Annotated in this window: 19 protein-coding genes; 13 read left to right on the plus strand and 6 right to left on the minus strand. The window is 71.3% G+C overall.

Annotation, left to right across the window (positions count from 1 at the left end):
- Positions 1-12: 12 nt before the first annotated feature.
- Complete coding sequence (locus ACIBHX_RS25260) at positions 13-2,511, minus strand: DEAD/DEAH box helicase (RefSeq protein ID WP_397069691.1); 2,499 nt, start codon at positions 2,509-2,511, stop codon at positions 13-15.
- 84 nt (positions 2,512-2,595) lie between these two features.
- On the opposite strand from ACIBHX_RS25260, the gene ACIBHX_RS25265 reads away from it, so the two are divergent.
- Positions 2,596-3,624 (plus strand): DUF4344 domain-containing metallopeptidase, encoded by a 1,029-nt coding sequence (locus ACIBHX_RS25265; RefSeq protein WP_397069692.1) that lies wholly within the window; start codon positions 2,596-2,598, stop codon positions 3,622-3,624.
- Here the strand turns inward: ACIBHX_RS25265 and ACIBHX_RS25270 are convergent.
- Both ACIBHX_RS25270 and ACIBHX_RS25275 read right to left on the minus strand, forming a co-directional pair.
- Positions 3,621-4,103, minus strand: a complete 483-nt coding sequence (locus tag ACIBHX_RS25270; RefSeq protein ID WP_397069693.1) for a GNAT family N-acetyltransferase — start codon at positions 4,101-4,103, stop codon at positions 3,621-3,623. The genes ACIBHX_RS25265 and ACIBHX_RS25270 overlap by 4 nt on opposite strands.
- A gap of 47 nt (positions 4,104-4,150) precedes the next feature.
- Positions 4,151-5,407, minus strand: a complete 1,257-nt coding sequence (locus ACIBHX_RS25275) for an acyltransferase family protein (RefSeq protein ID WP_397069694.1) — start codon at positions 5,405-5,407, stop codon at positions 4,151-4,153.
- A gap of 208 nt (positions 5,408-5,615) precedes the next feature.
- Between ACIBHX_RS25275 and ACIBHX_RS25280 the strand changes: the two genes are divergently transcribed.
- A complete protein-coding gene (locus ACIBHX_RS25280; RefSeq protein ID WP_397069695.1) occupies positions 5,616-6,839 on the plus strand; it encodes a sensor histidine kinase in 1,224 nt (407 codons plus the stop codon).
- Entirely contained in the window at positions 6,830-7,477 is a 648-nt protein-coding gene (locus ACIBHX_RS25285) for a response regulator (protein WP_397069696.1), read from the plus strand. The genes ACIBHX_RS25280 and ACIBHX_RS25285 overlap by 10 nt, the downstream gene beginning before the upstream one ends.
- A 241-nt stretch (positions 7,478-7,718) precedes the next feature.
- Here ACIBHX_RS25285 and mihF read toward each other — a convergent pair whose 3' ends face one another.
- The 3 genes from mihF to ACIBHX_RS25300 form a co-directional block, all read right to left on the minus strand.
- Positions 7,719-8,024 carry an integration host factor, actinobacterial type gene (gene mihF / locus ACIBHX_RS25290; protein WP_157245573.1) on the minus strand — a complete coding sequence of 102 codons (306 nt, stop codon included), beginning with the start codon at positions 8,022-8,024 and terminating at the stop codon, positions 7,719-7,721.
- A gap of 103 nt (positions 8,025-8,127) precedes the next feature.
- Positions 8,128-8,532, minus strand: coding sequence for a heme-binding protein (locus ACIBHX_RS25295; protein ID WP_397069697.1), 405 nt, complete (start codon positions 8,530-8,532; stop codon positions 8,128-8,130).
- A 190-nt stretch (positions 8,533-8,722) separates the two neighbouring features.
- Positions 8,723-9,895, minus strand: coding sequence for an ROK family protein (locus tag ACIBHX_RS25300; RefSeq protein WP_397069698.1), 1,173 nt, complete (start codon positions 9,893-9,895; stop codon positions 8,723-8,725).
- Between the two features lie 35 nt (positions 9,896-9,930).
- On the opposite strand from ACIBHX_RS25300, the gene ACIBHX_RS25305 reads away from it, so the two are divergent.
- From ACIBHX_RS25305 to rbsK, 10 genes are all read left to right on the plus strand, one after another.
- Positions 9,931-11,187 (plus strand): MFS transporter, encoded by a 1,257-nt coding sequence (locus ACIBHX_RS25305; protein ID WP_397069699.1) that lies wholly within the window; start codon positions 9,931-9,933, stop codon positions 11,185-11,187.
- A 667-nt stretch (positions 11,188-11,854) separates the two neighbouring features.
- Positions 11,855-12,931, plus strand: a complete 1,077-nt coding sequence (locus tag ACIBHX_RS25310; protein ID WP_397069700.1) for a LacI family DNA-binding transcriptional regulator — start codon at positions 11,855-11,857, stop codon at positions 12,929-12,931.
- Positions 12,928-13,842: a carbohydrate ABC transporter permease gene (locus ACIBHX_RS25315; protein WP_397069701.1), complete on the plus strand. Its 915-nt coding sequence runs from the start codon at positions 12,928-12,930 to the stop codon at positions 13,840-13,842. Before ACIBHX_RS25310 ends, ACIBHX_RS25315 begins: the two co-directional genes overlap by 4 nt.
- Complete coding sequence (locus ACIBHX_RS25320; RefSeq protein WP_397069702.1) at positions 13,839-14,657, plus strand: carbohydrate ABC transporter permease; 819 nt, start codon at positions 13,839-13,841, stop codon at positions 14,655-14,657. The genes ACIBHX_RS25315 and ACIBHX_RS25320 overlap by 4 nt, the downstream gene beginning before the upstream one ends.
- Positions 14,658-14,667: 10 nt before the next feature.
- Positions 14,668-15,978, plus strand: a complete 1,311-nt coding sequence (locus tag ACIBHX_RS25325; RefSeq protein ID WP_397069704.1) for an ABC transporter substrate-binding protein — start codon at positions 14,668-14,670, stop codon at positions 15,976-15,978.
- A 2-nt stretch (positions 15,979-15,980) separates the two neighbouring features.
- Positions 15,981-16,964: an ADP-ribosylglycohydrolase family protein gene (locus tag ACIBHX_RS25330; RefSeq protein ID WP_397069705.1), complete on the plus strand. Its 984-nt coding sequence runs from the start codon at positions 15,981-15,983 to the stop codon at positions 16,962-16,964.
- Positions 16,965-16,971: 7 nt separating this feature from the next.
- A complete protein-coding gene (locus ACIBHX_RS25335; protein WP_397069706.1) occupies positions 16,972-17,949 on the plus strand; it encodes an ADP-ribosylglycohydrolase family protein in 978 nt (325 codons plus the stop codon).
- Positions 17,946-19,085 carry an ADP-ribosylglycohydrolase family protein gene (locus ACIBHX_RS25340; protein WP_397069707.1) on the plus strand — a complete coding sequence of 380 codons (1,140 nt, stop codon included), beginning with the start codon at positions 17,946-17,948 and terminating at the stop codon, positions 19,083-19,085. Before ACIBHX_RS25335 ends, ACIBHX_RS25340 begins: the two co-directional genes overlap by 4 nt.
- Positions 19,082-20,416 carry an ADP-ribosylglycohydrolase family protein gene (locus tag ACIBHX_RS25345; RefSeq protein WP_397069708.1) on the plus strand — a complete coding sequence of 445 codons (1,335 nt, stop codon included), beginning with the start codon at positions 19,082-19,084 and terminating at the stop codon, positions 20,414-20,416. The genes ACIBHX_RS25340 and ACIBHX_RS25345 overlap by 4 nt, the downstream gene beginning before the upstream one ends.
- 2 nt (positions 20,417-20,418) lie before the next feature.
- Complete coding sequence (gene rbsK / locus ACIBHX_RS25350; RefSeq protein ID WP_397069923.1) at positions 20,419-21,300, plus strand: ribokinase; 882 nt, start codon at positions 20,419-20,421, stop codon at positions 21,298-21,300.
- The last annotated feature ends 18 nt before the right edge of the window (positions 21,301-21,318 follow it).

The raw sequence follows: 21,318 nt of genomic DNA on the forward strand, positions 1-21,318 counted from the left end.
CCAGGCGTACCGTCAGAGCCGGTTGAGGCCCTGCACGTGCAGGACGGCGCGGCCCTCCTCGTCGGAGCCGGCCAGGTCGACCTGGGCGTCGATGCCCCAGTCGCCGTCTCCGGCGGGGTCGCGGATCGTCTGGCGCACCTTCCACAGCCCGGACTCCTCCTCGATGCGCAGCAGGGCGGGCCCGCGCGCGTCGGCGTCGGTGAGGATCTCCTCGTGCTCGTCGTAGTAGGCGTCCAGGGCCGCGCCCCAGTCGACGTCGGGCGCCAGCTCCTCCAGCTCGTTCTCCTTCTCGATCGCGCACAGCTCGACCAGGCGGAACATGGCGTTGCGCACCAGGACCCTGAAGGCGCGCGGGTTGCCGGTGACCGGCCGCACCCTGGTCTCCAGCTCCTCCTGCTTGGCCAGCGCCTCCTCGGGGTTGGCCAGCTTCTCCCACTCGTCGATCAGCGAGGAGTCGACCTGCCTGACCAGCTCGCCCAGCCACTCGATCAGGTCGACCAGGTCCTCGGTCTTCAGATGCTCGGGAACGGTACGGCTGAGCGTCCGGTAGGCGTCGGCCAGGTACCGCAGCACCGTGCCCTCCGAGCGGGCCAGCTCGTAGAACTGGATGTACTCGCCGAAGGTCATCGCCCGCTCGAACATGTCGCGCACGACGGACTTGGGGCTGACCGTGTAGTCGCCCACCCACGGATGGCCGCGCCGGTAGGTCTCGTAGGCGCCGAGCAGCAGGGTCTCCAGCGGCATCGGATACATGACCTCGGCGAGGGCGTCCATGCGCTCCTCGTACTCGAGCCCGTCGGCCTTCATCTGCGCGACGGCCTCACCCCTGGCCTTCTTCAACTGCGCGGACAGGATCTGGCGCGGATCGTCCAGGATCGACTCCACGATCGAGACCATGTCCAGCGCGTAACTGGGCGACTCCCGGTCCAGCAGGTCGAAGGCCGCCAGCGCGAACGTCGACAGCGCCTGGTTGAGCGCGAAGTCCTCCTGCAGGTCGATCGTCAGCCTGGCCCGCCTGCCCTGGTCGTCGGCCTCGCGCAGCTGCTCGACGATGCCGCCCGCGAGCAGCGACCGGTAGATGGCGATGGCCTGGCTGATGTGCCGGCGCTGCCACTTGCGGTCCTCGTGGTTGTCGGTCAGCAGGTGCTTCATCGCCTGGAAGCAGTCGCCCGGCCGGTTGATGATGGCCAGCAGCATGGCGTTGCTCACCTTGAAGCGGGAGGCCAGCGGCTCAGGCTCGGCCTCCTGCAGCTTGGCGAAGGTGTCCTCGCTCCAGCCGACGAAACCCTCCGGCGGCTTCTTGCGCGCGTAGCCACGGCGCCGCTTCGGGTCGTCGCCGATCTTGGCCAGGGCCCTGGCGTTCTCGACGTCGTGCTCGGGCGCCTGGCAGGCCACGTAGCCGATCGTGTCGAAGCCTGCCCGGCCCGCCCGGCCGGCGATCTGGTGGAACTCGCGGGCCCGCAGGCGGCGCACCTTGTTGCCGTCGTACTTCGACAGCGCGGTGAACAGCACCGTGCGGATCGGCACGTTCACCCCGACGCCGAGCGTGTCGGTGCCGCAGATGACCTTCAGCAGCCCGGCCTGCGCGAGGCGCTCCACCAGGCGCCGATACTTGGGCAGCATGCCCGCGTGGTGCACGCCGATGCCGTGCTTCACCAGCCGTGACAGCGCGCGGCCGAAGCGGGTGGTGAAGCGGAAATGGCCGATCATGGTGGCGATGGCGTCCTTCTCCGCCTTCGTCGCCATGTTGATGGACATCAGGGCCTGGGCGCGCTCCATCGCTGCGGCCTGGGTGAAGTGCACGACGTAGACCGGGGCCATGCCGGTGCTGAGCATCTCCTCCAGCGTCTCGTGCAGCGGGGTCATCCGGTAGGAGTACACCAGCGGCACCGGCCGCTCGGCGTGCTTGACCACGGCCGTCGGCCGCCCGGTGCGCCGGGTCAGGTCCCGCTCGAACATGGAGACGTCGCCCAGCGTCGCCGACATCAGCACGAACTGCACGTTCGGCAGCTCGAGCAGCGGCACCTGCCAGGCCCAGCCGCGGTCGGGCTCGGCGTAGAAGTGGAACTCGTCCATCACGACCTGGCCGATGTCGGCCTTCGCGCCGTCGCGCAGCGCCACGTTGGCCAGGATCTCGGCGGTGCAGCAGATGATCGGCGCGCCCGGGTTGACGCTGGCGTCGCCGGTCATCATGCCCACGTTCTCGGTGCCGAAGATCGCGCACAGGTCGAAGAACTTCTCCGACACCAGAGCCTTGATCGGCGCGGTGTAGAACGTGCGGATGTCCCTGGTCAGCGCGGCGAAGTGAGCCCCCGCTGCCACCAGCGACTTGCCCGAGCCGGTGGGTGTGGCCAGGATCAGGTTGCTGCCGGAGAGGACCTCGATCAGCGCCTCCTCCTGAGCGGGATAGAGGGTGAGCCCCCGCTCGGTGTTCCACGAGGCGAACGCATCGAAGATGGTGTCGGGATCGGCGTCGATCTCTTCTGGCAGTCGGTCAACGAGTAGGCTCACCCTCCCTATCCTGCCGAGCGCGGGCCTGCTGGTCGAACCAACCCCGGATGATGACGCAGAGTAGCCGTTTGATTCCATATTGCTATGAAAGGTCGACTGCTTGTCGCGGGCGCGGTGGCGCTCGCTCTCAGCGCGTGCGGCAACGGTCCGCTGCCCATGCCCGCCGGTTCCGGCGCTCATGGGTCGCCGTCCGGCTCCGCATCAGGTCCCACGCCCAGGGGTACGGCGGCGCCGTCAGGCCCGGCGGGAGGCGGCGCGGCGGTGCCGAGCCCGAGTCCCAGTCCCAGTCCCACGGGCAGGTACGCCTTCGTGCCGAACTACGAGGAGCCGGAGGACAGGTCGCTGCTCGCCGCACAGAAGTTGATGAAGGACAACCACCTGCTCGAGGACTGGGCGCTGACGGCCAACGAAGGCTTCTTCCCGCCGGTCAACGTCCCGATCATCGCCGACCAGTGCGACGGGATCAACGCCCTCTACGACCCCGAGACCAGGTCCATCGTCATCTGTTACGAGATGATCGACTACCTGGCGGAGCTCTTCCGCGAGCCGGACAAGGGCAAGAAGTCCAAGCCCAGCGCCAAGGAAGTGGACAAGAGCGTGGTAGGTGCCATGAACGGCATCTTCTACCACGAGCTCGGCCACGGCCTGATCGACCTGTACGACCTGCCCGCCACCGGCCGGGAGGAGGACTCCGTGGACCAGCTGGCGGCCCTGGTGCTCATCCAGGGCGCCGAGGACCAGGACGACTACACCGACATCATCAGCACGATCGAGACCTGGGGGCGGGTGTCGCAGAGCGAGGACGTCGACAAGCAGGCCTTCGCCGACGAGCACTCGCTGAGCCTGCAGCGCTACTACAACATGATGTGCTACCTGTACGGCTCGGACCACAACGGGTTCCTGCAGCTCGTGGCCGACGGCGAACTGCCGGTCTCGCGGGCCGTGCGCTGCGAGGAGGAGTACCGGAAGATGGCCCACGCCTGGAGCACGCTCCTGACCCCCCACCTGCGCAACGACCTGCCCTCCGTCTCACCATCGCCGTATCCCACGCCTACGCCTTACGCGAGCCCATCGCGGGTGCTGCGCACGACGTCGGCCGGCCACGGCGGCTAGAACCGCAGCTGAAGGAGGATCGTGTCGATCCAGCGGCCGTGCTTGAAGCCGATCGCCTCGAGCCGCCCCGCCTGCTTGAACCCGAACGACTCGTGCAGCCGCAGCGACGAGGGGTCCTCGGTGTCGGCCACCACGGCCACCAGCTGCCGGGCGCCGCCCTGCCTGCACCGCTCGACCAGCTCGCCGAGCAGCCGGCGGCCCAGCCCGCGCCCGGTGGCGCCGGGGGCCAGGTAGATGGTGTCCTCCAGGCTGTGCCGGTAGCCGGGCTTGGGCCGGTACTGCCCCGCGTAGGCGAAGCCGAGGATGTCCCCGTCCTCCTCGGCCACCAGGAAGACCGCGGCCCCGGCTGCCTTGGCCCGCCACGCCTGCACGTCCGGCGCGCTCTCGTCGAAGGTGGCCACGCTCTGCTCGACGTAGTGGGCGTAGATCGAGGCGATGGCGGGCAGGTCGGCGTCTTCCAGCGGACGGATCTCAGTCATGGCACAGATTGTCGCAATCCCCTGATGAACGGCGTGTTTCCGAACCCTCACACGCGCGCGGGCACCTGGGCCCTGGGCCCGGTCAGCAGCAGCCCGCCCAGGATCGCCACGATCGCCGCCACGGGCGCGACCCCCGGCGCGAACCCGGCCACGGTCAGCGTCAGCAGCCCGCCCCCGATCAGCACGGTGGAGGCCAGCACGGTGGTCCAGGTGGCCCTGCCGTACGGCAGCGCGGGCGGCTCCTCGAAGCGGGCGAACCCGCGCAGCAGCGGCCACATCACCAGACACAGCGCGCCGAACCACAGCGGCCATCCGGCCAGCCAGCCCGCACTGCCGGGCGCGGGCGTGTCCAGGCCGAGCCCCACCACGACGACCCCGGTGACGGTGAACAGCGCCGGCATGTGCCACAGGTACACCGTCATGATCCGCGGGCCCGCCCAGGCCAGCAAGCGCTGGGTGGGCAGCCGCAGGATGTGCGACCGCAGCATCGTCACCAGGCCGATCTGGCCGAACGCGACCGCCAGCATGGCCAGCGTGGGCGGCGCCATGTTCGACACCGCGGCCCCCGGCAGGCCGATCATGCTGCCCGGGTACGGCCCGAACGCCACCAGCAGCGCCGCCGCGCCGAACCCGCCCGCCGCCATCAGGCCCGGCCTGGTCAGCCGCCCCTGCCGGTAGAAGAAGCCCAGCTGGTACACCGCCAGCCAGACGAACACGATGTTGAGGTAGCCCACGGCCTCCACGCCGGTGGAGAACCTGGCCACATCCGTCAGCACGGCTCCCGCGGCGAGCACGGCGGGGACCCGCCAGCCGTACCTGCCGTGCAGCTTCACCAGGTACGGCGTGGCCGTCACGGCGATCAGGTAGACGGCCAGGAACCACAGCAGCTGACCCGTCAGCTTCGCCCCCACCTCGAGCGGCTGCGCGGGCACGCCCAGCGTCAGCAGCACGTGGGGGAGCGGGATCCAGACCGCGGCCAGCGGCAGCAGCGGCCAGGCCAGCCGGCGCAGCCGGGAGGACAGCCACTGCGGCGCGGGCAGGTGCGTGCGGCCGAAGCTGATCGCGTTGGCCGCGCCGCCGGCGAAGAAGACCAGCGGCATCACCTGGCTGATCCAGGTGATCACCCACACGCCCGGCGTGGACAGCGCGTTGCCGGTGGTCAGCCGGGCGCCGTCGTAGGCGAGCACGGGGATCGTCCAGTGCTGCAGGACGACCAGCGCCATCCCGAACACGCGCAGCACGTCGATGAACGGGTCCCTTCCAGCCGTCGCGGTCGTCGCCGGCCTTTCCAGCAGGACGGTCATCAGGGAGCCTCGATTCGTCGGGGGTGGACGTCTCAAGGCTTCCGTCAGGAGGCTTGCGGCACATTGCCGCAAACCACCGTCTTCAGGTCAAGATCTCCCCACCCCCGGGGGTGGGGGCAGCCCTACCAAGGGATGCCTGCACGCCCGGTCGTCGCGGTCCTGGCAGAGCCGTAGCGTGTAAGCCATGCGCTCCCGGATGAGACGTGTCATGCTCGACACGCGCTACACGCTGGTGGGGTTCCCCACGGCCGTCATCGCCTTCCTCCTGCTGGTCGCGGGCTTCGCCGCGGGAATCGGCACCGCGGTGGTGTGGATCGGCGTGCCGATCCTGGCGGGCACGCTGCTGATCGCCAGGGGCTTCGCCGACGCCGAGCGCGGCTGGCTGGCCGACGTGCTCGACCGTCCTCCCGTGCGCCCCCGCTACAAGCCCGCCCCACCGGGGTCCGGGCGCTTCCGCCGGCTGGTGAACCCGCTGACCAGCGGCCAGTCCTGGCTCGACCTGCTGCACGGGATCTTCAACTTCCCGATCTCGATCGTCTCGTTCCTGTTCACCGTGGTGTTCTGGGCGCTGCCGATCCTCGCGCTGACCTACCCGATCTACGGCTACTACACCAGCCGGATCCCGCACAACGTGGAGCTGCCCGAGCTGCTCGGCATCGGCAACGGCTACGAGACCAACGTTGTCTTCTACCTCACGCTCGGCGTGCTGTTCCTGTTCATCAGCCCGTTCGTCATCCGCGGCGCCGCGCTGCTGCGCGCCGGGCTCGGCCGCGCCCTGCTGACCGGCGTCGCCGAGCTGCAGGAGCGCATCGACGACCTGGCCGAGGGCCGCGCCGCCGCCGTCTCCGCCGAGGCCAACGCGCTGCGCAAGCTGGAGCGCGACATCCACGACGGGCCGCAGCAGCGCCTGGTGTCGCTGGCCATGGACCTGTCGCGGGCGCAGCGCCAGATGCAGAAGGACCCCGAGGCCGCCCAGGCCACGATCACCTCCGCCATCACCGCCACCCGCGAGACGCTCGACGAGCTGCGCGCCCTCTCGCGCGGCATCGCCCCGCCCATCCTCACCGACCGCGGCCTGGCGCCCGCGCTGGCCGCGGTGGCCGGCCGCTGTACCGTCCCCGTCGAGCTGGACGTGCAGACCGTCGAGCGCTACCAGGCGGCCGTGGAGAACGCGATCTACTTCGTCGTCGCCGAGACCCTGACCAACGTGGCCAAGCACAGCCGCGCCACGGTCTGCACCATCCAGCTCGTCCGCGTCGGGGACATGCTGGTGCTGACCATCGGCGATGATGGGGTGGGCGGCGCACACGTCGCCAAGGGACACGGTCTGGCCGGGCTGGCCGACCGGCTTCGCGCGGTCGACGGGGAGCTGGTCGTCCAGTCACCCGACGGCGGGCCGACATTGATCATGGCGGAGGTGCCGTGCGCGTAGTCGTGGCCGACGATGCTGTTCTCATCCGTGAGGGCCTGGTCAGGCTGTTGGAGGAGTTCGGCTTCGAGGTGGTGGCGCAGGTGGGGGACGGCGTCGCCCTGGTGGAGGCCATCGCGTCGCTGAAGCCGGACGTGTCGGTCGTGGACGTGCGGATGCCGCCGTCGTTCACCGACGAGGGGCTCAGGGCGGCCGTGGAGGCGCGCGAGCGCGTGCCCGGCGCGCCGGTGCTGATCCTGTCGCAGTACGTCGAGGTCTCCTACGCCGACGACCTGCTAGCCGACGCCCGCGGCGCGGTGGGCTACCTGCTCAAGGACCGGGTCGTCGACGTCGACGAGTTCCTCGAAGGCCTGCGGCGCGTGGCCGCGGGCGGCACCGTGTTCGACCCGCAGGTGGTGTCGCAGTTGATGGTCCGCAGACGCAAGGACGATCCGCTCGCCCAGCTCACGCCGCGTGAGCGCGAGGTGCTCGGGCTGATGGCCGAGGGCAAGTCCAACCCCGCCATCGGGCGCCAGCTCGTCATCAGCGACGGCGCGGTGGAAAAGCACATCCGCAGCATCTTCAGCAAGCTCGGCCTCTACGCCGACGACTCCGACCAGCACCGCCGGGTGCTCGCCGTGCTGGCCTACCTGCGTTCCTGACCCCGTACGGCGGGTCGGCGCACTCCGGGACGTCGGCCGGGCTCGTTTCCCCCTCGCCCGGCCAACAGTGCGCGCGTAACGGCGCCCGGCCACCACCCGGTCAGCGGTCGTGTCCCTGGAGGCGCTCAGCCCCGGGCGGCGGGTGGCGGTGGTGCGGCTCGCCGTACCTCATCGAGATACCTCGTGGAGCGAGCCGCGCCGGTCCGCGCGGCGCGTCCGCGCGGACCTGGCAGCCCGACGATCAGCCGAGCGCGTCGACCAGCTTCTTGCGCTGCTGGGCGCCCAGGCCGCCGAGGCGGCGCTTCTCGTCGACGCCGGCCTCCTCCATCAGAGCGGTGGCCTTGGCGGGGCCGACGCCCTTGACCGCGCGCAGCGCCTGCGAGACCTTGATCTTCTTGGCGATGTCGTCGTCGCGCTCAAGCAGCTGGGCGAACGTCAGCTCGCCGGCCTTGACCTTGGCGAGCAGCGCGGTGCGGGCCGCGCGAGCCTCGGCTGCCTTCTCCAGAGCCGCCTTGCGCTGCTCCGGGGTGAGTGTGGGAAGTGCCATCTCTGTTCTCTCCTCGGGGAGTTAGCGATCGGGATTCTGTTACCCCTTGTGCAGTGGCTAATCATGGCGGATACCAGCGGTTCGTGTTGCGGAAAGCGCCCGCTCAGCGTGTACGCCACACCGAAGCGGCCGCCTCGGCGCACGCCACGTCCTGTGCGACGGTGCCTCCGCTGACCCCCACCCCGCCGACCACGCGTTCCCCCTCACCGTAGTCCGCCCACAGGGGGATACCACCGCCGAAACATACGAAACGGTCCCCTGCCAGGCCGTACAGCTCGCCGCCCGGCAGGGTCAGCGGGTGCAGGTCGGCGGTGGACATCCGGTTGGCCACCGAGGTGTACGCCTTGCCGGGCGCCAGCACCGGCCCGGCGATCTCCGCACCCTCCATACGCTGGAACGTCACCAGATGTCCGCCCGCGTCGACGACCGCGACCGAGATGAGCGCTCCCTCGCGGGCGGCCTGCTTCAGCCCCGCCTCGCACATCCGGAGGGCGAGTTCAAGATTCACGTTCAGCACCCCAAGATCCCAAGATTTCCACGTATCGAACGCTCCATCCGTACAGCCCGCTCGGCGGCGACCGCAAGATCGCTCATCGCCTGCTTTCTGAGGAGATGACGGCTGAGCTCGATGGGCGTTTTACACCCTCCCGGGTGGTATCCGTCACACCGTGACGCTCGGGCGTGTCGGAGGTGGTCACTCAAGCTCCTGGCCAGCGTTTGAGGCCCTCGGGGGTCAGGAAGGCGTCGAAGACGGACTCCATCGCGCCCAGCAGGGGGCCGCGGCGGGCCAGGACCGATGGGGCGAGCTGCGGCGGGTGGTCGCGGCGGATCGTCATCAGGCGGCCGTGGAAGGCCGCCTCGAGGGTCTCGGCCGCCTGGGCGTGCAGGTCCAGGCCGAGACCCGACAGCGTGACGATCTCCGGGTCGTGCGCGTTGACCAGGGCGGCCAGGCCGGTGCCGAGCGCCGTCGCGTTGGCCGCCACCGCCGCGCGCGCCGGGGCGTCGCCACGGGCGAGGATCGCCGCCGCCTCGTCGCGGCCCTTGCCGCCGCCCGCGGGCAGGCCCAGGTGGCGCAGCAGGGCGTTCGAGCCCACGTCCATGCCCCAGCAGCCCACGGCGCCGCACATGCACCGCATGGTGCCGCCTGTGAGCGGCATGTGACCGAACTCGGCCCCCACCCCGCTCGCCCCTCCCAGCGGCCGCCCGTCGACCACGAGCACGCCGCCCAGGTCGAAGTCCACGTGCACGTGCAACCCCACCTGGACCCCCGCCATCCGGCCCCGCCGCGCCTCGGCCAGCGCCGCGCACACGGTGTCGTTGCTCACCTGCAGCGGCACGTCCAGGGCGCCGAGCAGGGCGGGCACGTCCACGGCCCGCCAGCCGAGGTGGGCCACGTCGACCAGGTGGCCGTCGCGGATCGGGCCGGGCACCGCCAGGCCGATCCCGACGACGCGGGAGCCGTACTCCCTGATGTGGGCGCGCAGGGCGTCGCCGAGCGGGGGGAGGGTCCTGGCGGGCGTGCCGTTGTGCGGCCAGTCGTCCAGGACGGTCAGGCGGCCGCCGAGCTCGCAGGCGGCGATCTCCCAGGCGTCCTCGCGCAGGTCCACGGCCAGCGCGACCGGGCCGCGCGGATGCGGCCCGGGGATCTGGGTGGGGCGGCCCCTGCCGTGCCCGGCCGACGGCTCCTCGTGCAGCAGGCCGTCCGCCACCAGGCCGCCGACCAGCACCGACGCGGTGCCCCTGGCGAGCTCGAGCTCCCTGGTGAGCTGCGACCGGGTACGGGTCGCGCCGCAGGCGTGCACGGCGCGCAGCAGCCTGGCCCTGTTGTGCTCGCGCAGCTCCACGCTGGTTGTGGCGCCGGTCACAGTCATTGTGGCCACCTCCTCCGTCTTATTATGCTCTAGCCGTGAACAAAAAGGCGCGCATCGCGGTGTTCGGGTTCTTCTTCCTGAGTGGCTTCGTGCTGGGACTGTGGGCGGCCGGGCTGCCCTCGCTCAACGACCGCCTGCACCTCGGGCCTGGCCGGCTCGGGAGCGTGCTGCTGCTGATCTCCGCGGGCGCGCTGGTGTCGATGCTGATCACCGGTCCGGTCGTGGATCGCTGGTCGAGCCGCCGCGTGTGCTGGATCGGCGGGCCGCTGTCGGCGGTGCTGCTGCTCGGGCCCGCGCTCGCGCCCTCGTACTGGTCGCTGGCGGCGCTCGCGGTGGTCTTCGGCATCGGCGTGGGCGTGACGGAGGTCTCCATGAACGCCCACTCCGTCGAGGTCGAACGTGCCTACGGCCGGCCGATCATCTCCGCCTTCCACGGCACCTGGAGCCTCGGCGGAGCCGCCGCCGGCGCCATCACCGCCGGAACCCTCCGCCTCGGCGTCGACCCCCAGGCCCTGCTCGTCGCCGCCGCCCTGGTGGTGCCCTTCGGCTACCTGGCCGCCGCCCGCTGGCTCCTGCCCGCAGGTGCCGCTCCTGAGGGATTCGCGGGCAGTGCGGCGCCGGTGGGCTCCTCGGGCGGGGAGCAGGTCGTCGTCGAGCGCTCTCCTGGGGGCGGCGCGCTGGGGCAGGCCGTGCTGGAGCGCTCCGCGCGTCGGATGCCGCTGGGGGTGGGGCTGATCGCGTTGCTGGGGGTGGCGGCGTTCGCGGGGCATCTGAGCGAGGGGGCGGCCATCGACTGGACCTCGCTGCACGCCCGCTGGATCCTGGGCGCCGACCCGGCGCTGGCGCCGCTGGCGTACACGGTGTTCTCGGTGGCGATGACGACCGTGCGGCTGCTGGGCGACCCCATCAGGGCACGACTCGGGCCCGTGCTGACGATCCGGCTCGCCGGAATCCTGGCCACCGCCGGGTATGTCCTCGTCCTCGTCGCCCCAGCCACCGGAGCATCGCTCCGGTTGCCGGTCGCGTGGGTCGGGTGGGCGCTGGCGGGCGTCGGGCTGGCCACCGTCGTGCCGGTCATCTTCAGCGCGGTCGGCGCCGCGGGCGGGCCGGTCGGACGGGCGCTGTCGCTGGTAACGGCCTTCGGCGCCAGCGGGCTGCTCGTCGGGCCCGCCGTCCTCGGCTACGTCGCCGAGGCGGCATCGCTGCCGGTGGCCCTCATCATCCCCGCCGTCCTCGCCGCCGTCGTCACCCTCTCAGGCACCCCCGCCATCCGCCGCGTCACCCCAACCTGACCTGCCTTTCCGGCAAGCTTTCCGGGCGTTGCGTGTCCGGCAGGCTCTTCATCGCGTTGCTCGTACGTCAGGCCCTTCAGGGCGTTGCAGGCCTTTCAGGGCGTTGCTTGTGCGGCGGGCTCTTCAGGGCGTTGCGGGCTTTTCAGGGCGTTGCTTGTACGGCAGGCCACCTGCCGCCAGTCGCCGTACTTCGGCTGAGCGCCTCCAGGGACACGCTCGCTGACCGGATGCCGGTGACCCACCGTTACGCCCCTCCGGAACCCGCCCACGGCGGCTCGTCCCTCCCGCCGCACGGGGCTGCCCCGCCTCCCGCCGTACAGGGCGCCGCCCTCCGCCGTACCTCGTCTCGCCGACCCGGCGCCTGGGAGCGGCCGGGGGCGGGGCGTTCCGTGCTCGCGTAAAGGCGCCGGTTTGCCGTCGTGCCTCGTCTCGCCGTCGCGGTGCCTTGGGGGTCGGTCCGTGGGCGGTGGGTTGCGTGCTCGCCGTACAGGGGGGCGGGGGGTGGCTCTCGTCTCGGCGGGCTGAGGGGTGGGGGGTTTGGGGAAAGGGGGGTTGACCTGGTGTTATGTTATCGTGACTTGACCCTGTGGTTGCGTGCGGGTTTCATTTGCGCATTGCGGTAAACGTTTACAGAAGTCGGGCGTTTGCCTTCAGGGGAAGGACAGAGGTGGGCGACGGACCTACGATCAACACGATCGCTGAGCGCGCGGGCGTTTCGATCGCCTCGGTCTCGCGGGTGCTGAACGGGCTGCCGACCCGGCAGGACACGGTCCGCAGGGTGATGGCCGCGGCCCAGGAACTGGGATACGTGCGCAACGCCGTGGCCCGCTCGCTGAAGTCACGCCAGACGCACCAGATCGCCTTCGCCATGGCCGACATCGGCAACCCGGCGTACCTGGCGATGCTGCGCCAGATCCAGCCCGTGCTGAAGGCCGCCGGATACCGGCTGGTGCTGCACTCCACCGACGCCGTGGCGGCCGACGAGATCGATGTGCTGCACAGCCTGGGCGAGCGCTACGTGGACGGGCTGATCATGAGCCCGCTGCGCGTCACCGACGCGCACCTGGAGATGCTGGCCGCCGCCCGGGCGCCCGTCGTGATCATCGGCTCGGTGCCCGAGGGCACCAGGGTCGACAACGTGCGCGCCGACTCCCGCACCGGCGTCAAGCTGGCCATCAACCACCTGCACACGCTCGGCCGCCGCCGGATCGCGCTGGTCAACGGCCCGCTCGACACCGTGCCCGGCGCCGCCCGCGGTGCGGCCTACCGGGAGGCGCTCGAGGCGCTGGGCCTGCCGTACGACGAGGACCTGGTGGAGATAGGGGACTTCTACCGCGCGGAGGGGGCGCGGGCGGTGGCGAACCTGCTCGGCCGGGTGGCCGACGTGGACGCGCTGATGTGCGCCAACGACCTGATCGCGCTGGGGGCGCTGGACGTGCTGCGGGCCGCGGGGAGGCGGGTGCCCGAGGACGTGGCGGTGGTCGGGATGGACGACACCGATCTGGCAGCCGCGTCCTGGCCGTCGCTGACCAGCGTCTCGCTCGGTTCGGCCGAGCGCGGCAAGGCCGCCGCCGAGCTGCTGCTCGACCGGCTGCAGCGCGGCGACAGGGAGCCGCGCGTGGTCACGGTGCCGCCGCGGCTGGTGCCGCGCGCCTCGACCACGGGCCAGGAGCCCGCCCCGGTCCCCGTCACGGCAGGCCGTACCGAGAACAACCGCACTGATGCGAAGGGAGGCGCGGCGTGACGGCGACCGCGATGAAGCCGGCGCGGTCTGTGCCGAGGGCGAGCGCCAAGGTGCGCTCGCGGCAGCGCCGCGAGATGCTGGTGCTGCTGCTGCCCGCGCTGGTGCCGGTCCTGCTCTTCAGCGTCGGCCCGCTGCTGTACGGCATCGGGCTGGCCTTCACCGACGCGCGGGGCGGCAGGAACCGGGTCTACCACTTCGTGGGGTTCGACAACTTCGCGAACCTGCTGACCGATGCCGACTTCTGGTCCTCGTTCAAGATCGGCCTGATCTACGCGCTGAGCGTGACCGCGCTGACGTTCCTGGCGGGCCTCGGCCTGGCGATCCTGCTGAACCAGAACCTGCGGTTCCGTGGCGTCGCCCGGGTGCTGGCGGTGGTGCCGTGGGCGATGCCACCCGTGGTGGTCGGCCTGATGTGGAAGCTGGTCTACCACCCGGACGCCGGCATCCTGAACAGCCTGCTCGGCACCGACATCGACTGGCTGGCCGACTTCACGTTCGTCATCCCGGCGATCATCATCATGGGCGTCTGGGCGGGCATGCCGCAGACCACCGTGGTGCTGCTGGCGGGCCTGCAGAACGTGCCGAAGGAGCTGTACGAGGCGGTCGAGGTCGACGGCGCGGGCACCTGGCGCAAGTTCTGGAACATCACGCTGCCCCAGCTCAAGCCGGTGATCGTGGCGATCACCTCGCTCGACTTCGTGTGGAACATCAACCAGTTCAGCCTGGTCTACGTGCTCACCCAGGGCGGGCCGGGCGGCCGGACCCAGTTGCCGATGCTCTTCGCCTACCTGGAGGCGTTCCGCTACAACCGCTTCGGCTCGGCCGCGGCCATGGGCGTCGCGATCACCGTGGTCGTGCTCGCCGTGCTCGGCGTGTACCTGTGGCGGCAGATGAGGGAGGCCTCCTCGTGAAGCGGATCCCGCAGTACCTCGCGCTGCTCGCCTACATGGCGTTCCTGATCTTCCCGTTGCTGTGGTTGTTGTCGACCGCGCTGAAGACGCCGCAGGAGATGGCCCAGCTGCACCCGACGTGGATCCCGCGCGAGCCGACGCTGGCCAACTTCAGCGCCGCCTTCGAGGAGAAGGACCTGGTCGGCGCCGCGCTGCGCAGCGTGATCGTGGCGCTGTCCAGCTCCCTGATCACCGTGGTGATCGCGCTGCCCGCCTCGTACGCGCTGGCCCGCTACCGCAGCGCGATCAACAAGGGGGCGCTGGGCTGGGTGCTGCTCAGCCAGGTGTTCCCGTTCATCCTGATCATCATCCCGCTGTTCACGATCATGGTGAAGCTGGATCTGGTCAACACGCTGGCCGGGCTGGTGGTCGTGCACGTGACGTTCACGCTGCCGTTCGCGCTGTGGATGCTGCAGGGCTACGTGCGCTCCGTGCCTCCCCAGCTGGAGGAGGCCGCGGCCGTCGACGGCGCGGGGCGTATGCGGGCGATCGTCAGCGTGGTCGCGCCGCTGCTGGCGCCGGGAGTGGTGGCCACTCTGCTGTTCTCTTTCATCTCGTCCTGGAACGAGTTCCTTTTCGCGCTGGTGATGCTGAAGGACCCGGACGTGATCACCCTTCCACTCCTGCTGGCCTCGTTCACGGGGCCTGAGGGAGTGGCCAGGCTCGGACCGCTGGCCGCGGCGTCAGTGATGGCGACGATCCCGAGCCTGGTGTTTTTCGCAATCATCCAGCGGCGGTTGAAGTCCGGCCTGATGGCCGGTGCCGTCAAGGGCTAGGAGGTCCTTTATGCGTATCAAATCGGCGCTGGCCGCAGCCGCGATCATCGCTCTGTCCGCAGCGTGCGGCAGCAGCGGCGGCAGTGGTGGCACGGGCGAGCCGGCCAAGTCCGGCAGCGAGCCCGTGAAGCTGAACTTCCTCAGCCTGGCCTGGCAGAAGGAATCCGTCGCGGCCAACAAGGAACTCGTCGACGAGTGGAACAAGGCCAACCCCAACATCCAGGTCACCCTCGTGCAGGGCAGCTGGGACAACGTCAACGACCAGCTCGTCACCCAGTTCGCCGGCGGCACGGCGCCCGACGTCATCCACAACGACTCGCCCGCGCTGTCCACCTTCGCCTCGCAGGGCTACCTGCTCGACCTGAAGGACAAGGTCCCCGCCGAGCTCAAGAGCGACATCCCGCAGGCCGCCTGGGACACCACCACCTTCGACGACGGCAAGGGCAACCAGGGCGTGTACGGCGTGCCGTTCCTGCAGGAGTCGCAGGTCATCTACGCCAACAAGAAGGCGCTGGACGCCGCCAAGGTGCGCATCCCCACCCCCGACAACCCCTGGACGTGGGACGAGTTCGCCGACATCAGCAAGAAGCTCACCAAGGGCGGCAACTACGGCGTGGCCTGGGCGATGAAGTCGCCGGTCAACAAGACCCTCAACCTGGCGCTGAACTTCGGCGGCACGTTCTTCCAGACCGCCGACGGCAAGACCACGGTCAAGGTCGGCCCTGAGGAGAAGCAGGTCCTGCAGCGCATCTACGACCAGATCAACAAGGACAAGTCGGCCGACCCGAAGGCGCTCGGCATGGGCACCGCCGACCCGCTGCCCGGCTTCTTCGCCGGCAAGTACGCGATGCTGCCCGCCGGCGTCTACCTGCGCCAGCAGGTCGCCGAGCAGGCGCCCAAGGGCTTCGACTGGGTGACGCTCCCGCCGCTGAAGGGCACCTCCTCCAACCAGGGCGCGGTCTCGCAGACCCTGTCGGTGGCGCAGGACAGCAAGCACCCGGACGAGGCGCTGAAGTTCATCTCCTTCTTCCTCAACGGCACCAACCAGGTCAAGCTGGCCAAGGGTGACTGGCTGCTGCCGACCTCGCAGAAGGCCGCCACCGACCCGGCGATGACCACCAAGGAGAACGGCTGGGACGTGGCCACCGCCACCGCCAAGGACCTCGTCGTGGCGCCGTTCCTCAAGGTCAAGGGCTACGACGAGTGGAAGACGAAGGTGGCCACGCCGGCGCTGCAGCAGTACTTCGCCGGCAAGATCAGCCTCGACGACGCGGCCAAGCAGCTCGTCGACGAGGGCAACAAGGTGCTGGAGAACAACTGATCTTGAATCATCGGGGTAGTTTTCAAGATCATGCCCGGGGGTGTCTGCTCGGTCTCGCGGCCGGCGACGCCCTCGGGGCTCCCGCGGAGAACCTCACGCCCGCCGAGATCCGGCGGCGCTGGGGGACTCTCACGGAGATCGAGGGCGGCGGCACCGACGACACCGAGTACGCCATCTTCGCCTCGTCCTTGCTGGTACGGCACGGCCACGCGCTGACCGCCGCGGACGTGGCCGCCGCCTACAGGTCCGAAGTGATCCCGCTGATGACGGGACCGATGCGCGGGGCGGGATTCTCCGAGCTCGGCACCGTCCAGGCGTTGCGCCGCGGGCTGGAGCCGCCGCTGACCGGGCTGGTGCACTCGCACGGCTGGTCGGACGGGCTGGCCATGCGCGCGGCGCCCTACGGAATCTTCTGCCCGGGCGATCCGGCGGAGGCGGCCCGGCTCGTCGAGCAGGACGGGCTGGTCAGCGGCTCGGGCGAGGGCATCCTCGGCGGGCGTGCCGTCGCCGCCGCCGTGGCCTCCGCCATGTCCGGCGCCTCGCCTCGCGAGGTCGTCCAGGCCGCCCTCTCCGTGATCCCGCCTGACTCCTGGACGTCTCGCAATCTGGTCCGCGTCTGCGAGATCCTCGGCCAGGCGCCGTACGAGAGCGCCGACGACGTGCTGACGGAGGCGTTGCACGAGGCCGTGGTGGTGAAGCACTACCCGTGGACCGATGTGGCGCCGGAGGCCGTGGCCCTGGCGCTGGCCGCCTATCTCGTAGGGGAGGGCGACGTCGAGAGGTCCGTGACGTTCGGGGTGAGCCTGGGCAGGGACGCGGACACGATCGGCGCCATCGCCGGCGCGGTCGCCGGGGCCGGGCAGGGAGAGAGCGGGGTCCCGCGCAGATGGGCGGAAAGAATCGGGCCCGTGACGGGGAAGTGCCTGCCGGTCGTGGCGGGAAGACACGTACTGGACGTCGCCGACGAGCTGGCGAGAGGACTCTGAGGAGACCATGTCGGGGGACAGAAGAAGGGGAGCCTTCGCCGGGCTGGCCGTGGGTGACGCCGCGGGCTGGCCGGCGGCCAGGCACCGCTCGGCCGTGCACGCCCCGTGGAGCCGCAGGCTCTACCGCGAGCTCGACGCCTTCGCCGAGGAGCACCGGGTCACCACGCTGCCCGTCCCGTTCGCGCTCAACCAGCCCACCGCGCCGCTGGCGCTCGGCCCGTCCGACGACGCCGAATGGCTGGCCTGGACCGCGCTCACGCTGAAGCAGGACAGGGCCGAGGCGTACGGACAGCTGGCGGGCCGCGAGGACATCAGGGCCCGCATCTCCGTGGCCACCGCGCTGGACAACCTGGCCAAGGGGGTCGGGCCGCCCGCCAGCGGCCACGACAACCCGCATCACTTCGACGACGCCGCCGCGATCAGGGCCGTCGCGTTCGGCGTCCTCGGGCTCGATCCGACCGAGGACGCCCAGGTCACCAACGCCGAGGACGGGCTCAGGGCCGCCCAGGCCATGGCCGCCGCGATCCGGGCCGCGGTGGAGACCGGCTCCGCCACGGAGGCGGTCGAGGCGGCGCTCGCCGTACTGCCGCAGGACACCGCGATCGGGCACAACGCCCGCATCGCACGACAGGCCGCCAGGAAGGCGGGGGACGCCTTCGCCGCGGTGCCCGCGCTGGACGCCGCGCTGGTCGACCACGTCTACAGCTACGCCGTGGGCGCGGCGCAGACCGTACCCGCGGCGCTGGCGCTGGCCGAGGTGTCGGGCGGCAGGCTGCGCGAGGCGGTGCCCGCCGCGGCGTGCCTTTCCGCGCTGGCCGACTCGGCGCCCGCGCTGGCCGGGGCCCTGACCGGGGCCTGCGGCGGATACGAGGCGATCCCGCAGGGGTGGGTCGACTCGTCGCGCACACTGGCCGGCTGCTGCCTGCCCGAACTTGCGGGCAGAGATCTGATGGAACTCGTGGAGCTCTTGGAGGGACTCGCATGACGCCGCTTGACGACAGGGCCACCGGGTGCGTGGCGGGAGCGGCGGTCGGTGACGCCCTCGGCGGCGCCACCGAGGGCTGGACGCCCGAGCAGATCGTCACCAGGTACGGCGGGCAGGTCGAGGGCATCGTCGGCCCGTACAACGAGGACTGGCGCAACGCCCGCCCGATCGCCCCGTACCACAAGGGCGACGGCCACATCACCGACGACACCCTCATGACGCACGCGCTGATCAGGGTGTACGAGCAGGTCGGCGGCCACCTGGACGCCTACTCCATGGCCGAGCACCTGGTGCCCGAGCTGATGGGCGCCAAGCAGTGGATCCCCGAGCTGGAGGCCGAGGCGCTGCCGCTGCAGCGGATCTTCCTGGCCGAGAAGTGGATCGTGGCCCGCCTGCACTACGGCCACGCCGACCCGCGCGAGGCGGGCGTCGGCAACATCGTCAACTGCGGCGCCGCCATGTACGTCGCCCCCGTCGGCATCGTGAACGCCGCCGACCCCGACGCCGCCTACGCCGAGGCCGTCGACCTGGCCGGCGCCCACCAGTCCAGCTACGGCCGCGAGGCCGCCGGCGTCATGGCCGCCGCGGTCGCCGAGGCCATGCGCCCGGGCGCGACCGTCGACTCGGTCGTCGCCACCGCGCTGCGCCTGGCCAAGGACGGCACCAGGGCCGCCATCGAGGCGGTCTGCGAGGCGGCCCGCGGGCACGGCCACTGGGACGGCTCGTTCGAGACGCTGCGCGCGGCCATGCGCCCCTACGACACGGTCGCCGACACCTACCGCGACCAGGGCCTGGGAGCCCGCCGCCCGTCGCGGGTGCACAGCATCGAGGAGCTGCCGCTGGCGCTGGCGTTCCTGGTCATCGCCAAGGGCGACTACCGCGACACGGTGCTCGGCGGCGTCAACTACGGCCGCGACGCCGACTCGATCGCCTCCATGGGCGGCGCGATCGCCGGCGCGCTCGGCGGCCTCGCCTCCATCCCCGCCGACTGGGTCTCGGAGGTCGGTACGGCCAGCCGCACCGACCTCGTGGCTCCCGGCCACGCGATCGCGGCCGTGGCCCGCCGGGTACACGCCGAGGACCAGCGACGGCGGCGCGCGCACGAGGCGGCCTTCGCCGAGCTGGACGAATCGTGATCCGCCTGACCTGGGTGCAGCCCGAGGACCTGATCGGGCATGAGCTCCGCCAGGCCGCCGAAGACGGCCGTATCGCCAAATATCCCGAAATAGGGGAGATCGCGGACAGGTGGCACGCCGCGGGCGGGCACGACGCCCCGCCCAGGGCGGGAGCCTCCGCACCCGACGCGGTGCGACTGCGCGGCCTGGCGGGCGACCTGCTGGACGAGCTGGCCTCCTTCCCATCACCGCTCGACGAGCCGACGGATATTTCCGACATCGTCGCGGCGTGCCCGGACTGGCCCTCGCGGGTGCAGGCCGCCGTGGATCCGGCGCGGGTGCTGGGCGCCTGGCAGGGCAGGGCCGCCGGATGCGTGCTGGGCAAGCCGGTGGAGAAGATCCCGCGCGTGGGCATCCAGGAGATCGCCAAGGCCACCGGCAACTGGCCGATCCGCGGCTGGTTCACGGCCCAGGGTCTGCCGAGGGAGATCGCCGAGCGGTGGACCTGGAACAGGCGCAGCGCCGTCAACTCCCTGGCCGAGAACATCGACGGCATCCCCGAGGACGACGACCTGAACTACCCGCTGCTCGCCCTGTCGGTCCTGGAGCGCGCCGGGCGCGGCTTCACCACCGAGGACGTGGCCAGGCTCTGGCTGGACGAGCTGCCCGCGGGCCGGACGTTCACCGCCGAGCGGGTCGCCTACCGCAACCTGCTCGACGGGCTCGAACCCCCGCACACCGCCACCTACCGGAACCCGTTCCGCGAGTGGATCGGCGCGATGATCCGCACCGACGTCTACGGCTGGGTCAACCCGGGCGATCCCGCGGCCGCCGCCGAGCAGGCCTGGCGCGACGCCCGGCTCACCCACACCGCCAACGGCGTGTACGGGGCCATGTTCGCCGCCGCCATGTGCGCCCAGGCGCTGGTCGCCACGTCGGCGCGGGAGGTGGTCGAGGCCGGGATCGCGGTGGTCCCGCCCGCCTCGCGGCTCGGCGTCGCGCTGCGCCAGGCCGTCGAGGACGCCTCGGCCGAGAGCGACTTCGAGCGCGTGATCGACCGGCTGCACGAGCGGCACGGCGACCTGCACTGGGTGCACACGATCAACAACGCCGCTCTGGTCGCCGCCACGCTCGTGCACTCCGGCGGCGACTTCACGGCCACCATCGCCGGTGCCGTGGCCGGCGGCTGGGACACCGACTCGGCGGGTGCCACCGCCGGGTCGATCGCGGGCGCGCTGAACGGCGGCGTGCCCGGGCAGTGGCTGATGCGTGACAGCCTGGCAAGCAGCTTGACCGGATTCGACGGAGTGACCCTCGTGGCGCTGGCCCGCCGTACTCAGGAGATGATGTGACCATGATCTCGGTCTTCGGCAGCGCGAACATTGATCTGGTCGCGTACGTGGCACAGGCCCCCAAGCGGGGCGAGACGGTGACCGGGCGGGCGTTCCGCACCGTGCCCGGCGGCAAGGGCGCCAACCAGGCGATCGCCGCCGCCCGCGCGGGAGCCGAGGTCGCCTTCCTCGGCGCGGTGGGCGACGACTCCTTCGGCGCCGAGATTCGCGACACCCTGGCCGGGGCGGGGATGGACGTCACGGGCCTGCGCCGGGTGAAGGGTCCGAGCGGCATCGCGCACATCGTGGTCGACGACGAGGGCGGCAACTCCATCATCGTCGTGCCCGGCGCGAACGGCACGATCACCGGCCCGTCCGGAGACGACCTGGCCGTGATCGCCCGCTCGCAGGCGCTGCTGCTGCAGCTCGAGCTGCCCATGCAGGCCGTGGTCGGCGCCGCCGAGGCCGCCAGGGTCGCCGGCGCGCAGGTCATCCTCACCCCGGCGCCGGCCCGCCCGCTGCCGGACGAGCTCCTCGAGGCCGTGACGCTCATCGTGCCCAACGAGCACGAGGCCGCCGCGCTGACCGGCGCCGCCGACTCAGGCACCGCGCTGGACGAGTTGCTCAAGAAGGTCCCCGAGGTCGTCATCACGCTCGGCTCCGAGGGCGCGCTGTACGGCTCGCGTTCAGGAGAGCGGCTGCGGGTGCCCGCCGTACCTGTGAACGCGGTCGACACGACGGCGGCCGGCGACACGTTCGTCGGCGCGCTGGCCGTGGCCCGCGCCGAGGGCAGGGCGCCCGCCGAGGCGTTGCACTTCGCCTCGGTCGCGGCCGCATTGTCGGTGCAGCGGGAGGGCGCCAGCACCTCGATGCCCACCCGCGAGGAGATCGACGCCGCGCTGTGAGGCTCAGGGGTGCTCGCG

Source organism: Nonomuraea sp. NPDC050536 (assembly GCF_044457685.1).
In the GTDB taxonomy this organism is placed as follows: Bacteria; Actinomycetota; Actinomycetes; order Streptosporangiales; family Streptosporangiaceae; genus Nonomuraea.